Raw genomic sequence first — 15,568 nt, forward strand, 5'->3', positions numbered from 1 at the left:
GTCTTATTCAATGAAGCCAGTAATCGCCCTCGTGGGGCGTCCGAATGTCGGTAAGTCCACGCTTTTCAATCGTCTGACCAAGTCGCGAGACGCCATCGTCGCCGACTTTGCGGGACTTACGCGTGACCGACACTACGGGAACGGCAAGCAAGGAAAACACGAGTACATCGTCATCGATACGGGGGGCTTTGAGCCCGATGCCTCCAGCGGCATCTACCGCGAGATGGCCAAGCAAACCCAGCAGGCGGTCGCCGAGGCGGACGTGGTGATTTTTGTGGTGGATGCCCGTGCGGGTGTCTCGGCGCAAGATCATGATATTGCCAATTACTTGCGTCGCTTGGGCAAGCCCTGCGTACTTGTCGCGAACAAAGCGGAGGGCATGCTCCAGGGCGTCCAACTGGCGGAGTTTTACGAGCTGGGGCTGGGCGAGGTGTATCCCGTGTCCGCGGCCCACGGGCAAGGCATACGCAGTTTGGTGGACATTGCACTGGAGCTGCTCAATCTGCCCGAGCCAGACGATTCGGATGCAACGTTGGACAAGGGCGTGATCAAGCTCGCCGTGGCGGGACGTCCCAATGTGGGCAAGTCCACCCTCATCAACACATGGCTTGGTGAAGAGCGACTGGTGGCATTTGACATGCCAGGTACGACCCGCGATGCCATCACTGTGCCCTTTGAGCGCAACGGTCAGCGCTTTGAACTGGTGGATACCGCAGGATTGCGCCGCAAGGGTAAGGTGTTTGAGGCCATCGAGAAATTCTCTGTGGTGAAAACGCTCCAGGCCATCGAGTCTGCCCACGTGGTGCTGCTGCTGCTCGACGCCACCCAGGGTGTGACAGACCAGGACGCCCATATCGCGGGTTACATCCTGGAGAGCGGTCGTGCCGTGGTTCTCGCGGTGAATAAATGGGATGCCGTGGATGACTACCAGCGGCAGCTCCTGGAACGTTCCATTGAGACGCGACTCGCGTTTCTGAAGTTTGCTTCGCTGCACTTCATTTCCGCGAAGAAGCGTCAGGGGTTGGGCCCTCTTTGGACGTCGATTGCCCAGGCCCACCGGGCTGCCACTTGCAAAATGTCCACGCCGGTGCTCACCCGCCTGCTGCTGGAGGCCGTTCAGTTCCAGAGCCCCAAGCGGGCCGGGATGTTCCGGCCCAAAATGCGATATGCGCACCAGGGGGGCATGAACCCGCCTGTGATCGTGATCCATGGCAACTCCCTCGAGCACGTAACGGATGCCTACAAGCGATTCCTGGAAGGGCGCTTCCGCAAGGCGTTCGATCTTGTAGGGACTCCTCTGCGCATTGAGATGAAAACCTCTCACAACCCATTTGTGGACAAAGACGAGGCCTGATTGCAAAGGCTCCTTAGTCGAGGGGCCATGCATGCTGAAGCTGGGGTATGCGTCTGGCTGTGGTAAGGTGATGGTTTACAACAACACTTGAACACGGAGAATATCGTGAGCAATAAAGGCCAGCTTTTGCAAGACCCCTTCCTCAACGCATTGCGTCGGGAGCATGTTCCAGTGTCCATTTATTTGGTTAACGGGATCAAGCTGCAGGGGCAAATCGAGTCTTTCGATCAGTACGTGGTGTTGCTGCGCAATACAGTGACGCAAATGGTCTACAAGCACGCGATTTCTACGATCGTCCCAGGTCGAGCCGTCAATTTTTCTACTTCAGAAACCCCTGATGCCGACAGCAGCAACTCTTGAGTTGTTGCCAAGTGGCGGAACTCGCTTGTTGAGCGAGGCAAAGCGAAAAGAGGGTGGTTGGCTTTGAGTTCGGCTTCCGCATCCTCGTCCACCATGACTCCGGTGTTGCTGGTGGGGGTGGACTTCGGCCTCCCCCATTTCGATGCTGAGTTGGAAGAACTGGGGCTGCTCGCCCAAACCGCTGGCATGCAGCCAGTCGCGCGCATCACGTGCAAGCGCAAAGCACCAGATGCCGCGCTGTTCATTGGCAGTGGCAAAGCGGATGAAATTCGCACTTTGGCACACATGCATGGAGCGGTGGAGGTGCTGTTTGACCAGTCTCTCAGCCCAGCGCAGCAGCGGAACCTGGAGCGCCATATTGAGCTGCCAGTGAATGACCGCACTCTGCTCATTCTGGAAATCTTTGCGCAACGGGCGCGCAGCCATGAGGGCAAGCTTCAGGTGGAGCTTGCCAAGCTGCAGTACGTGAGTACGCGCCTGGTGCGCCGCTGGTCTCACCTGGAGCGTCAAACCGGCGGTATCGGTGCCCGTGGCGGCCCTGGTGAAAAGCAGATCGAACTGGATCGGCGCATGATTGGCGATGCGATCAAGCGCACCAGAGAGCGCTTAGTCAAGGTCAAACGCCAGCGGTCTACACAGCGGCGCCAACGTGAAAGACGCGACACCTTTAATATTTCTCTCGTTGGCTATACCAACGCGGGCAAATCAACCCTTTTCAATGCTTTGGTGAAGGCCAGGGCGTACGCAGCGGATCAACTTTTCGCCACGCTGGACACCACGACGCGGCAGTTGTACCTCGCAGATGCGGCACGCTCCGTTTCGTTGTCCGACACGGTGGGCTTCATTCGGGATCTTCCCCACGGGCTGGTCGATGCGTTCCAGGCCACGCTGCAGGAGGCGGTCGACGCCGATTTGCTGCTTCACGTGGTGGACGCTTCCAATTCGGATTTTCCGGAGCAGATGGCGCAGGTGGAGCGGGTGTTGCAGGAAATTGGTGCCTCGGACATCCCTCAGATACTGGTCTTCAACAAGCTTGATGCTTTGCCTGAAGAACGACGTCCGCCTGTGTTGGTGGACCAATACGAAGTGGGAGGGCAGTTGTTGCCTCGACTGTTTGTCAGTGCTCGATCTGGCGAGGGGCTGGATGAGCTGCGCCGTGCCTTGGCGGCCAGGTTGATGGCTGCGCAGGAGGTTCTGGATATGACCCCAGCAGACACCCTTGAATTACCGGATGCTTTGTCCTGATTGGGCACAATGCACCATCGGATGATGCCATCAGAGAACCAGAGATTTTGCGCATGAATTTTCATAATCGCACCCTACGTTGGGCTTCATTGCCAGGCCGTATTCGGGGCATGTTCAATCTGAACGATCCACGTTGGGGTCGCGGTGATGACAAGTCCGAAGACGGCGGTGTGCGTCCTGAGGATCGGCCTGCAGCGCCACCTGGCGGCCCAAGGGGCGGCGAGCAACGGCCGGGCAACGGCCAGCAGCCACCGGATCTTGATGAGCTCTGGCGTGATCTCAATCGCAAGCTTGGTAGCCTGTTTGGCGGGAAAAACGGCTCGGGTCGCGGTCCCGGTGGAGGGGCTGGTGGCGGCTTTCAGCCAGATATGAAAAGCGCAGGTGTCGGTGTCGGTCTGATTGCCGGTATCGCGTTTGTGATCTGGATGGGCACCGGCTTCTTTATCGTGCAGGAAGGTCAGCAGGCCGTCATTACCCAGTTCGGAAAGTACAAGAGCACCGTGGGCGCGGGTTTCAATTGGCGCCTGCCTTATCCGATTGAGCGCCATGAACTTGTTTTTGTGACGCAGATCCGCTCTGCCGATGTGGGACGTGACACGGTCATCAAAAGCACCGGCTTGAGAGAGTCCGCGATGCTGACTGAAGACGAGAACATCGTCGAGATCAAGTTTGCCGTTCAGTATCGTTTGAGCGATGCCCGGGCTTGGTTGTTTGAAAGCAAGAACCCTTCGGACGCCGTGGTCCAGGCCGCTGAAACGGCTGTTCGTGAGGTGGTGGGCAAGATGCGCATGGACACGGCGCTGGCGGAGGAGCGTGACCAGATAGCGCCGCGCGTTCGCACCCTCATGCAGACGATCCTGGACCGGTACAAGGTCGGTGTCGAGGTGGTCGGCATCAATTTGCAGCAGGGCGGGGTGCGGCCGCCTGAGCAGGTCCAGTCATCATTTGATGATGTACTCAAAGCAGGGCAGGAGCGCGAGCGCGCCAAGAACGAAGCCCAGGCTTATGCGAACGACGTGATCCCGCGTGCTGTGGGCTCTGCGTCACGTCTGAATGAAGAGGCGGCGGCTTACAAGGCAAGGATTGTTGCGCAGGCGCAGGGCGACGCACAGCGGTTCGCGTCGATTCTGGCGGAGTACCAGAAGGCGCCTCAGGTAACCCGGGATCGCATGTATCTGGAAACGATGCAGCAGATTTATGGCAACGTGACCAAGGTGCTGGTCGAGTCGCGTCAAGGTTCCAATCTGCTGTACTTGCCCCTGGACAAGATCATGCAAGGGGTTGCGAGCGGCTCGGGGGCGCTGGATGCGCCTGCCGCGACCAGTCCGTCTCCGGCGGTGTCGTCCCCGGCGACACCCGCCCCCACCTTTTCGAATGATTCTCGGGCGCGCGATACCAGCCGTACCCGGGAACGTGAATCCCGCTAGGAGCAGTTCGTGAACAGAGTCGGTTTTATTGCATCTACTCTTCTGGTGGTGCTTGCTCTCATGAGCTCCATGCTTTTCGTGGTGGATCAGCGTCAGTTTGGCGTGTTGTATGCGCTGGGCCAGATCAAGGAAGTGATCACGGAGCCAGGCCTCAACTTCAAGCTGCCTCCACCGTTCCAAAACGTCACCTACATCGACAAGCGTCTTTTGACCTTGGACAGTACGGACACGGAGCCCATGCTGACGGCCGAAAAGCAGCGCGTGGTGATCGACTGGTATGTGCGTTGGCGTATTTCCGAGCCCACCGAGTACATCCGCAACGTGGGACTGGATGAGACGGCAGGTGCCATGCAACTGAATCGTGTCGTGCGCAATGCTTTTCAGGAAGAAATCAACAAGCGTACCGTGAAGGAATTGCTCTCACTCAAGCGCGAAGCTTTGATGGCCGATGTCAAGCGCGAGGTTCTGGAGACTGTTCGTGGCTCTAAACCCTGGGGGGTGGATGTGGTGGACGTTCGCATCACCCGTGTGGACTATGTGGAAGCTATCACCGAGTCGGTATACCGGCGGATGGAGGCAGAACGTAAGCGTGTTGCCAATGAGCTGCGTTCCACAGGGGCGGCCGAGGGCGAAAAGATACGGGCCGACGCGGATCGCCAGCGAGAGATCACGATTGCCAACGCGTATCGGGATGCTCAGAAACTGAAGGGTGAGGGCGATGCCGAAGCTGCTCGCATCTATGCAGAAGCCTTTGGGAAGGATCCCCAATTCGCTCAGTTCTATCGCAGCCTGGAAGCCTACAAAGGCAGCTTCAACAAGAAAAGTGACGTGATGCTGCTGGACCCGTCGTCTTCAGATTTCTTCAAAGTCTTTCGTGGATCGGTCCCTGCATCGGCGCCTGCGGCGCCTCGCAAGTAAAAAAGCGCAATTGCCGTGAAAGGCGAATGATGTGGGACAGTCTTTGGACGGCCTTTGCCTTGGTGCTGGTGATTGAGGGCTTTCTGCCTTTTCTGTCCCCCCAGGTCTGGAAACGCACGGTGGCCCAGATCGCGCAATTGCAAGATGGTCAGATACGTTTTTTTGCGTTGTTGGCCTTGGGCGCGGGCGTTCTGATGCTTTGTTTCTAACGGCTGTCCCACTGTGTGGGCGGGAGATTCTTTGGGGAGTCTCGTCGCGTCCCGGTAGAATCGCGGTTTTAACAGCCTCCCCTTTTCTCCATGTCTGCTTGGGTCCTTCCGGATCACATTGCCGATGTCTTGCCGTCTGAAGCTCGGCACATCGAAGAATTGCGTCGCGGGCTGCTCGATACAGCCCGTTGTTATGGTTACGAGCTGGTCATGCCCCCGCTGTTGGAGCATCTGGAGTCTCTCCTCACCGGTACTGGGGAAGCGCTGGATTTGCAGACCTTCAAGCTGGTCGACCAGCTGTCTGGTCGCTCCATGGGCTTACGGGCCGATACGACACCCCAGGTGGCTCGTATCGACGCACATTTGCTCAATCGCAAAGGAGTGACGCGTCTCTGCTATTGCGGTCCCGTGTTGCATACGCGTCCTGATCGCCCCCATGCCACCCGGGAGCCTCTTCAGTTTGGTGCTGAGATCTATGGGCATGCAGGGGTAGAGGCGGACCTCGAAGCGCTTCAGTTGGCCAGGGAGTGTCTGCGAGTTGCCAATGTACGCAACACCACGGTAGACCTTGCGGATGTGCGTATCGTCCGCAACCTGTTGGCTGGAGTGAGCGTCAGCCCGCAATTGCTCAGCGGAATTCACGCTGCCTTGGCTGCCAAAGATGCGGGTGAGTTGTCGGTTCTGACGCGTGGCTTTCCGGACGAATCTCGACAGGGCTTTCTCGCCCTGGTTCGTTTGTACGGTGATTCTGCTGTCTTAATTGAGGCAGAAAAAGCACTCAAGCGTATTAATGGTCTGCCTGAGGTGCTATCAAATTTGAAGTGGCTAGCCTCCCGCCTTGAAGGAGCGACCGTTACCTTTGACTTGGCTGATTTGCGTGGGTATGCCTATTACAGCGGTGCGCGCTTTGCTATCTATGCCCCGGGTGCCAGTGATGCCTTGGTGCGCGGTGGTCGATACGACGAGGTCGGTGCAGTCTTTGGCCGGAATCGCCCTGCGGCCGGATTCAGTCTGGATATCAAGCAGGTGGTTGGTGTGGTGCCGCCCCGTGCCTTGAAGGCTGCAATTCGTGCCCCTTGGGGTGAGGCTGCGGATGTGAGTGCTGCGATCGCAGAGCTTCGGTCAGCCGGGGAAACGGTCGTGTGTGTTTTGCCTGGGCATGAGAGTGAGGTGGATGAGTTCCACTGTGATCGTGAACTGGTTCAGGTTGCTGGCCGTTGGGTCGTGCAGGCTGTTTGAGCAATTGTCATTTGAATTGGGTTTGAGATGAAAGCAACCAAAGGTCGCAACGTAGTGGTGGTCGGTACCCAGTGGGGCGACGAAGGCAAAGGCAAGTTGGTCGATTGGCTGACGGAAAGCGCTCAAGGCGTAGTGCGCTTCCAGGGGGGACACAACGCTGGCCACACATTGGTGATCAATGGCGTCAAGACGGCTCTGCATTTGATTCCAAGCGGCATCATGCGCCCAGGGGTCAAGTGCTACATCGGCAACGGCGTGGTTCTGTCCGCAGCAAAGTTGTTTGAAGAAATTGAAGGCTTGGAGAAAGCCGGTGTCGAGGTGCGTTCGCGCTTGCGGATCAGTGAGGCGTGCCCGCTGATTCTGCCCTTCCACGCTGCCATCGATGTGGCGCGCGAGGCTGCCAGGGAGCAGGGCGGGACAGAGAAGATCGGTACCACGGGTCGTGGCATCGGCCCGGCATATGAAGACAAGATCGCCCGTCGTGCACTGCGCGTACAGGATTTGAAGTACCCAGAGCGGTTTGCGGCCAAGTTGCGTGAATTGCTGGATCTGCACAACCACGTGCTGACCACGTACCTAGGGTCCGCAAAGTTCGTGTTTGGCGATGCGCTCAAGCCCTACATTCAGGGTGGCGAGGTGCAGTTTGATGTCGTTTATGCCGAGGCCATGCGCCATGCAGAACTGCTCAAGCCCATGATGGCTGATGTTTCGCGCGAATTGAATGAGGCTAACCGGGCTGGCGCCAATCTGCTATTCGAGGGTGCCCAAGGCACGCTGCTCGATGTGGACCATGGCACATATCCATATGTCACTTCCAGCAATTGCGTGGCGGGCAATGCAGCTGCTGGTTCTGGTGTGGGGCCTGGCATGCTGCATTACATCCTTGGCATCACCAAGGCGTATTGCACGCGGGTGGGCGGCGGTCCCTTCCCTACCGAGTTGGATTGGGAAGTTCCTGGTACTCCTGGTTATCACATGAGCACGGTTGGTGCGGAGAAGGGTGTGACAACAGGACGCAGTCGCCGCTGCGGCTGGTTTGATGCCGCGTTGCTGAAGCGCAGCGCCCAGGTCAATGGCCTCACTGGTCTGTGTATCACCAAGCTGGACGTGCTGGACGGATTGACCGAGTTGTTGCTGTGCACAGGTTATGAACTCGATGGAGAGCGCATTGATCTGCTTCCCATGGGCGCCGAAGACATCGCTCGATGCACGCCCATCTATGAAACGTTGCCAGGCTGGAGCGATTCCACGGTTGGGGTGACCGACTACGACAAGTTGCCCGCAAGCGCGCGCCGCTACCTCGAGCGTATCGAAGAAGTGACAGGCGTTCCGATCGACATGATCTCAACCAGTCCTGATCGCGACCATACGATCATGATGCGTCACCCTTATGTCGCCGTGTGATCGACAGACTTGTCTTGCTGCTATCAATTAATTGCCCACTATCGAGGAGTCACCCATGTTGACCGAAGACGGAAAACATCTCTATGTCAGCTATGACGAGTACCACAGCCTCATCGAAAAACTCGCGCTGAAGGTGCACCAGTCGGGTTGGGAATTCGACACGATTCTGTGCCTTGCTCGTGGTGGGCTGCGACCAGGTGACATTTTGAGCCGGATCTTTGACAAGCCACTGGCCATCATGTCAACGAGTTCCTATCGCGCAGAGGCTGGCACGGTGCAAGGGCATCTGGATATTGCACGTTTCATCACAACGCCCAAGGGTGAAATTGCAGGACGGGTGCTTCTGGTGGATGACTTGGCCGACTCTGGGCACACTCTGCATGCGGTGATCAACATGCTCAAGACCCCAACTACGCGCCCATCACAGAGCTGCGCAGCGCGGTGATCTGGACCAAGGGGCTGTCGACGTTTTCGCCGGACTATTCCGTCGAGTTCCTTCCGAGCAATCCCTGGATCCACCAGCCCTTCGAAGGTTACGACAGCCTGAATCCGGAGAAGCTCCTGGAAAAGTGGCGTGTTTGATTTTTTCTTGCAAGCTAACCGAACCGTGCTATAATTGAGGGCTTCGCTACTGAGACCTGATTGCAAAAGCGGTCAGGTTCTGAGAGCGGTTTGTGATGGTGCTTGGGCGCTGCTGCAGATGGCTCGGAAGGTGGCGAAGAAAGTTTGGTTTTGTGTTCTGGGTGGGTTAAAAACCGGTATAGAATACAAGGCTTCGCTCGGTGGAGGTGGTTGCTGCAGGTTGCAGGAGTTGCCAAGACGGGGTGAAGAAAAACAAAAAGTTTTGACAGTTCTTCAAAAACTGTGCTATAATTCAAGGCTTCGCTGATCGCAGCGAGGTTTGCAAAATGAAGAAGATTTTGGTCTGATTTGTTTTGCGGGGTCTTTAAAAATATACAGCCGATAAGCGTGGGCGTTTGATGGCGAGTGCCAAGTTCTTTGGAACTAGTGCTTAGCACTACAAACGCTCATGAGAGAGAAGTGAAGTTCACTTCAATTCTTAATTATGAGTTGCTCGAAAGAGCGAAAAAATCAAGATCGAACTGTAGAGTTTGATCCTGGCTCAGATTGAACGCTGGCGGCATGCCTTACACATGCAAGTCGAACGGTAACAGGTCTTCGGATGCTGACGAGTGGCGAACGGGTGAGTAATACATCGGAACGTGCCCGAGAGTGGGGGATAACGAAGCGAAAGCTTTGCTAATACCGCATACGATCTCAGGATGAAAGCAGGGGACCGCAAGGCCTTGCGCTCACGGAGCGGCCGATGGCAGATTAGGTAGTTGGTGGGATAAAAGCTTACCAAGCCGACGATCTGTAGCTGGTCTGAGAGGACGACCAGCCACACTGGGACTGAGACACGGCCCAGACTCCTACGGGAGGCAGCAGTGGGGAATTTTGGACAATGGGCGCAAGCCTGATCCAGCCATGCCGCGTGCAGGATGAAGGCCTTCGGGTTGTAAACTGCTTTTGTACGGAACGAAAAGACTCTGGTTAATACCTGGGGTCCATGACGGTACCGTAAGAATAAGCACCGGCTAACTACGTGCCAGCAGCCGCGGTAATACGTAGGGTGCGAGCGTTAATCGGAATTACTGGGCGTAAAGCGTGCGCAGGCGGTTATGTAAGACAGATGTGAAATCCCCGGGCTCAACCTGGGAACTGCATTTGTGACTGCATAGCTAGAGTACGGCAGAGGGGGATGGAATTCCGCGTGTAGCAGTGAAATGCGTAGATATGCGGAGGAACACCGATGGCGAAGGCAATCCCCTGGGCCTGTACTGACGCTCATGCACGAAAGCGTGGGGAGCAAACAGGATTAGATACCCTGGTAGTCCACGCCCTAAACGATGTCAACTGGTTGTTGGGTCTTCACTGACTCAGTAACGAAGCTAACGCGTGAAGTTGACCGCCTGGGGAGTACGGCCGCAAGGTTGAAACTCAAAGGAATTGACGGGGACCCGCACAAGCGGTGGATGATGTGGTTTAATTCGATGCAACGCGAAAAACCTTACCCACCTTTGACATGTACGGAATCCTTTAGAGATAGAGGAGTGCTCGAAAGAGAGCCGTAACACAGGTGCTGCATGGCTGTCGTCAGCTCGTGTCGTGAGATGTTGGGTTAAGTCCCGCAACGAGCGCAACCCTTGTCATTAGTTGCTACATTCAGTTGGGCACTCTAATGAGACTGCCGGTGACAAACCGGAGGAAGGTGGGGATGACGTCAAGTCCTCATGGCCCTTATAGGTGGGGCTACACACGTCATACAATGGCTGGTACAGAGGGTTGCCAACCCGCGAGGGGGAGCCAATCCCATAAAGCCAGTCGTAGTCCGGATCGCAGTCTGCAACTCGACTGCGTGAAGTCGGAATCGCTAGTAATCGCGGATCAGAATGTCGCGGTGAATACGTTCCCGGGTCTTGTACACACCGCCCGTCACACCATGGGAGCGGGTTCTGCCAGAAGTAGTTAGCCTAACCGTAAGGAGGGCGATTACCACGGCAGGGTTCGTGACTGGGGTGAAGTCGTAACAAGGTAGCCGTATCGGAAGGTGCGGCTGGATCACCTCCTTTCTGGAAAACTGCATTCAATATTGAACGCCCACACTTATCGGTTGTTGGAACAAGCCGCAGACCTGCGAAGGGATTCGCAAGAATGTGGAATGGGTCTGTAGCTCAGCTGGTTAGAGCACCGTCTTGATAAGGCGGGGGTCGTTGGTTCGAGCCCAACTAGACCCACCAAATTCCGATGACTGGATACGGTAAGAGGACACTGGGGGATTAGCTCAGCTGGGAGAGCACCTGCTTTGCAAGCAGGGGGTCGTCGGTTCGATCCCGTCATCCTCCACCAACCACACTTCGGGACTTCAACACCAAAGCTGCTTTGCAAAAGGCTGCTTTGTTGTTGATCAATATCGATTGATCAATCGGCTGTTCTTTAAAAATTCATAGAGTCGAAATCAGAGTTGCTAGGGGAAACTGCACATTCGTAAAGGTTTAGTGCAGACCGTGCCCCTGGTGACAAATTTTTGATTGCGTCAAAACGAATGTTCAATGAGCAAACGTGATTACGAAAGTGATTGCGAAGTAATTTGAACTCAGTAATGACGAATGTTTCTTGATAGTGATATCGAGGAATTATTCACATTACGGCATAACGCGTCAGGTGAAAGACCTGACAAGTCCTTGAAGATGATGGCGATATCTTGAAAGAGATGTCAAAGTTATAGGGTCAAGTGACTAAGAGCATGTGGTGGATGCCTTGGCGATTACAGGCGACGAAAGACGTGATAGCCTGCGATAAGCTTCGGGGAGCTGGCAAATAAGCTTTGATCCGGAGATTTCTGAATGGGGAAACCCACCTCGCAAGAGGTATCGCATACTGAATACATAGGTATGCGAGGCGAACCGGGTGAACTGAAACATCTCAGTAGCTCGAGGAAAAGACATCAACCGAGATTCCGAAAGTAGTGGCGAGCGAAATCGGAAGAGCCTTCTAGTGATAGCACGACTGTTAGCAAAACGGGATGGAAAGCCCGGCCATAGCAGGTGATAGCCCTGTATGCGAAAACAGACGTGTGGTACTAAGTTAGAGAAAAGTAGGGCGGGACACGAGAAATCCTGTCTGAATATGGGGGGACCATCCTCCAAGGCTAAATACTCGTAATCGACCGATAGTGAACCAGTACCGTGAGGGAAAGGCGAAAAGAACCCCGGGAGGGGAGTGAAATAGATCCTGAAACCGCATGCTTACAAAAAGTAGGAGCCCGCAAGGGTGACTGCGTACCTTTTGTATAATGGGTCAGCGACTTACATTCAGTGGCAAGGTTAACCGAATAGGGAAGCCGTAGAGAAATCGAGTCCGAATAGGGCGAATCAGTCGCTGGGTGTAGACCCGAAACCAAGTGATCTATCCATGGCCAGGATGAAGGTGCCGTAACAGGTACTGGAGGTCCGAACCCACTAGTGTTGCAAAACTAGGGGATGAGCTGTGGATAGGGGTGAAAGGCTAAACAAACTTGGAAATAGCTGGTTCTCTCCGAAAACTATTTAGGTAGTGCCTCAAGTATTACCTGCGGGGGTAGAGCACTGTTTAGGCTAGGGGGTCATGGCGACTTACCAAACCTATGCAAACTCCGAATACCGCAGAGTACAGCTTGGGAGACAGAGCACCGGGTGCTAACGTCCGGACTCAAGAGGGAAACAACCCAGACCGCCAGCTAAGGTCCCTAAAATTGGCTAAGTGGGAAACGAAGTGGGAAGGCTAAAACAGTCAGGATGTTGGCTTAGAAGCAGCCATCATTTAAAGAAAGCGTAATAGCTCACTGATCGAGTCGTCCTGCGCGGAAGATGTAACGGGGCTAAGCCAGTTACCGAAGCTGCGGATTTGCAATTTATTGCAAGTGGTAGGAGAGCGTTCTGTAGGCCTGTGAAGGTGTCTGGTAACGGATGCTGGAGGTATCAGAAGTGCGAATGCTGACATGAGTAGCGTTAAAGGGGGTGAAAAGCCCCCTCGCCGTAAGCGCAAGGTTTTCTACGCAACGTTCATCGGCGTAGAGTGAGTCGGCCCCTAAGGCGAGGCAGAGATGCGTAGCTGATGGGAAACAGGTCAATATTCCTGTACCGATCAATAGTGCGATGTGGGGACGGAGAAGGTTAGCTCAGCCAACTGTTGGATATGTTGGTTCAAGCCTGTAGTCGTGCCTGGTAGGCAAATCCGCCGGGCTTAGATGAGGGGTGATAACGAGTCTGCTTGCAGACGAAGTGAGTGATACCCTGCTTCCAGGAAAAGCCACTAAGCTTCAGCTATTGACGACCGTACCGCAAACCGACACTGGTGCGCGAGATGAGTATTCTAAGGCGCTTGAGAGAACTCAGGAGAAGGAACTCGGCAAATTGATACCGTAACTTCGGGAGAAGGTATGCCCCAAGTAGGTGAACTCGTACAGAGGGAGCCCAACGGGGTTGCAAAAAATCGGTGGCTGCGACTGTTTAATAAAAACACAGCACTCTGCAAACACGAAAGTGGACGTATAGGGTGTGACGCCTGCCCGGTGCTGGAAGATTAAATGATGGGGTGCAAGCTCTTGATTGAAGTCCCAGTAAACGGCGGCCGTAACTATAACGGTCCTAAGGTAGCGAAATTCCTTGTCGGGTAAGTTCCGACCTGCACGAATGGCGTAACGATGGCCACACTGTCTCCTCCTGAGACTCAGCGAAGTTGAAATGTTTGTGATGATGCAATCTCCCCGCGGAAAGACGGAAAGACCCCATGAACCTTTACTGTAGCTTTGTATTGGACTTTGAACAGATCTGTGTAGGATAGGTGGGAGGCTTTGAAGTGAGGACGCTAGTTCTCATGGAGCCAACGTTGAAATACCACCCTGGTGTGTTTGAGGTTCTAACCTAGGTCCATTATCTGGATCGGGGACAGTGCATGGTAGGCAGTTTGACTGGGGCGGTCTCCTCCCAAAGCGTAACGGAGGAGTTCGAAGGTACGCTAGTTACGGTCGGACATCGTGACGATAGTGCAATGGCATAAGCGTGCTTAACTGCGAGACTGACAAGTCGAGCAGATGCGAAAGCAGGACATAGTGATCCGGTGGTTCTGTATGGAAGGGCCATCGCTCAACGGATAAAAGGTACTCTGGGGATAACAGGCTGATACCGCCCAAGAGTTCATATCGACGGCGGTGTTTGGCACCTCGATGTCGGCTCATCTCATCCTGGGGCTGTAGCCGGTCCCAAGGGTATGGCTGTTCGCCATTTAAAGAGGTACGTGAGCTGGGTTTAAAACGTCGTGAGACAGTTTGGTCCCTATCTTCCGTGGGCGCTGCAGATTTGAGGAAGCCTGCTCCTAGTACGAGAGGACCGGAGTGGACACACCTCTGGTGTATCGGTTGTCACGCCAGTGGCATTGCCGAGTAGCTAAGTGTGGAAGAGATAACCGCTGAAAGCATCTAAGCGGGAAACTCGTTTCAAGATGAGATCTGCCGGGGCCTTGAGCCCCCTAAAGAGTCGTTCAAGACCAGGACGTTGATAGGCTGGGTGTGGAAGCGCAGTAATGCGTTAAGCTAACCAGTACTAATTGCTCGTGCGGCTTGACCCTATAACTTTGATAGCCAACACGCACACCACAATGGTTGTGTGAAAAGCTCAAAGTCTGTTATGCCAAGTTAGACGCAGTCAAAAGACACAAAATCTGATTCCAGACTCTATGAATTCGTTGTGTTGCCCCAAAGGCAGCACGACAACAAGTTATGCCTGATGACCATAGCAAGTTGGTCCCACTCCTTCCCATCCCGAACAGGACAGTGAAACGACTTTGCGCCGATGATAGTGCGGGTTCCCGTGTGAAAGTAGGTCATCGTCAGGCTCTTACAGCCCAGAAAACCCCAGTCTCATAAAGACTGGGGTTTTTTGCTTTGTAGGTACCAACAATGCGTCAACAGCAATAGACGCTACTCAGCACGCATCTTCTGCAACTATTGGCCATGCAACTGCAAGACATTCTCTATTCCCAGGGCTTTGGTACGCGACGTGTCTGCGCGGGGCTGATTCAGCAGGGATGGGTTTCGGTGTGTGATGCGTCGTTGCCCAATTCGGACTACGTGCTTTGCACTGAGGCAACGGCCGATTTCGAGCCCGAAGGGCTGCTGCTTCGCGTGCAAGGGGTGGACTGGCCTTTCCACGCCAAAGCTTACGTACTGCTGCATAAGCCCGCCGGTACGGAGTGCTCTCAAAAGCCTTCTACCTATCCCAGCATCTACACGCTATTGCCTCCGCCGTTGCGCCAGCGGCCCACAAAGAGTGCTGTGCAAGGCGTGCAGGCGGTGGGGCGTCTTGATCAGGACACCACCGGCATGCTGCTGCTGAGCGATGACGGGCAGTTCATCCACCGCTTGAGTTCGCCCAAGAAGCATGTGCCGAAGGTCTATCAAGTCACGACCAAACACCCTGTGGATGAGGCGCAGGTATCGAAACTGTTGGCAGGAGTTGTTCTGGACGACGACCCCAAGCCAGTGCGTGCAGCACATTGCACCATGGTGGACACCCATCGCTTGGATATGACACTGACTGAGGGTAAGTACCACCAAGTCAAACGGATGATTGCTGCTGTTGGCAACAGGGTGGAAGGACTGCACCGCTCTCGCATTGGGGGCATGGACTTGCCGGCTGATTTGGCGCCAGGGCAATGGCGATGGCTCAGTGCGTCTGATCTTGAGCTTCTGAACAGCAACGCTTGAGTCGTTCTTCAGAGGTAATCGTTGTTGTTTGGCGCCAAGCCTGCGGCCGATGCATGGTGCTCCCTATCCTTGAAGGTCCGGCCATCCAAGCGAATTCGGGCCTCGT

Annotated in this window: 9 protein-coding genes, 2 tRNA genes, 3 rRNA genes and 1 pseudogene; all 15 read left to right on the forward strand. The window is 55.1% G+C overall.

The window, feature by feature from the left end; genetic code table 11:
• Positions 1-10 precede the first annotated feature (10 nt).
• The 15 genes and pseudogenes from der to C380_RS08405 all read left to right on the forward strand — a co-directional run bounded on the left by der (position 11) and on the right by C380_RS08405 (position 15,462).
• The gene (gene der / locus C380_RS08335) at positions 11-1,354 is read left to right on the forward strand and encodes a ribosome biogenesis GTPase Der (RefSeq protein ID WP_015013418.1); all 1,344 of its coding nucleotides are present in this window, start codon (positions 11-13) and stop codon (positions 1,352-1,354) included.
• Between the two features lie 105 nt (positions 1,355-1,459).
• The gene (gene hfq, locus C380_RS08340) at positions 1,460-1,714 is read left to right on the forward strand and encodes an RNA chaperone Hfq (RefSeq protein WP_015013419.1); all 255 of its coding nucleotides are present in this window, start codon (positions 1,460-1,462) and stop codon (positions 1,712-1,714) included.
• Between the two features lie 93 nt (positions 1,715-1,807).
• Positions 1,808-2,959 (forward strand): GTPase HflX, encoded by a 1,152-nt coding sequence (gene hflX / locus C380_RS08345; RefSeq protein WP_193353843.1) that lies wholly within the window; start codon positions 1,808-1,810, stop codon positions 2,957-2,959.
• A 53-nt stretch (positions 2,960-3,012) separates the two neighbouring features.
• The gene (gene hflK / locus C380_RS08350; protein ID WP_015013421.1) at positions 3,013-4,386 is read left to right on the forward strand and encodes an FtsH protease activity modulator HflK; all 1,374 of its coding nucleotides are present in this window, start codon (positions 3,013-3,015) and stop codon (positions 4,384-4,386) included.
• Between the two features lie 9 nt (positions 4,387-4,395).
• Positions 4,396-5,304, forward strand: coding sequence for a protease modulator HflC (gene hflC / locus C380_RS08355; protein WP_015013422.1), 909 nt, complete (start codon positions 4,396-4,398; stop codon positions 5,302-5,304).
• Positions 5,305-5,333: 29 nt separating this feature from the next.
• On the forward strand, positions 5,334-5,513 hold the full coding sequence (locus C380_RS08360) for a DUF2065 domain-containing protein (RefSeq protein ID WP_369750488.1): 180 nt from the start codon (positions 5,334-5,336) through the stop codon (positions 5,511-5,513).
• A gap of 90 nt (positions 5,514-5,603) precedes the next feature.
• Positions 5,604-6,752 carry an ATP phosphoribosyltransferase regulatory subunit gene (locus C380_RS24390; protein ID WP_015013424.1) on the forward strand — a complete coding sequence of 383 codons (1,149 nt, stop codon included), beginning with the start codon at positions 5,604-5,606 and terminating at the stop codon, positions 6,750-6,752.
• A 27-nt stretch (positions 6,753-6,779) separates the two neighbouring features.
• Positions 6,780-8,156, forward strand: coding sequence for an adenylosuccinate synthase (locus C380_RS08370; protein ID WP_015013425.1), 1,377 nt, complete (start codon positions 6,780-6,782; stop codon positions 8,154-8,156).
• A gap of 55 nt (positions 8,157-8,211) precedes the next feature.
• Positions 8,212-8,738, forward strand: a pseudogene (locus C380_RS08375) (phosphoribosyltransferase).
• 518 nt (positions 8,739-9,256) lie between these two features.
• A 16S ribosomal RNA gene (locus C380_RS08380) occupies positions 9,257-10,789 on the forward strand.
• A 91-nt stretch (positions 10,790-10,880) separates the two neighbouring features.
• Positions 10,881-10,957 (forward strand) — tRNA-Ile (locus C380_RS08385).
• A gap of 33 nt (positions 10,958-10,990) precedes the next feature.
• Positions 10,991-11,066 (forward strand) — tRNA-Ala (locus C380_RS08390).
• 379 nt (positions 11,067-11,445) lie between these two features.
• A 23S ribosomal RNA gene (locus C380_RS08395) occupies positions 11,446-14,324 on the forward strand.
• A gap of 154 nt (positions 14,325-14,478) precedes the next feature.
• Positions 14,479-14,591, forward strand: a 5S ribosomal RNA gene (gene rrf / locus C380_RS08400).
• Together the 16S, 23S and 5S rRNA genes with 2 tRNA genes alongside form the textbook arrangement of a ribosomal RNA operon.
• Positions 14,592-14,709: 118 nt before the next feature.
• Positions 14,710-15,462 carry a 16S rRNA pseudouridine(516) synthase gene (locus C380_RS08405; protein ID WP_015013426.1) on the forward strand — a complete coding sequence of 251 codons (753 nt, stop codon included), beginning with the start codon at positions 14,710-14,712 and terminating at the stop codon, positions 15,460-15,462.
• Positions 15,463-15,568: the final 106 nt, after the last annotated feature.

The organism is Acidovorax sp. KKS102 (assembly GCF_000302535.1).
In the GTDB taxonomy this organism is placed as follows: domain Bacteria; phylum Pseudomonadota; class Gammaproteobacteria; order Burkholderiales; family Burkholderiaceae_C; genus Acidovorax.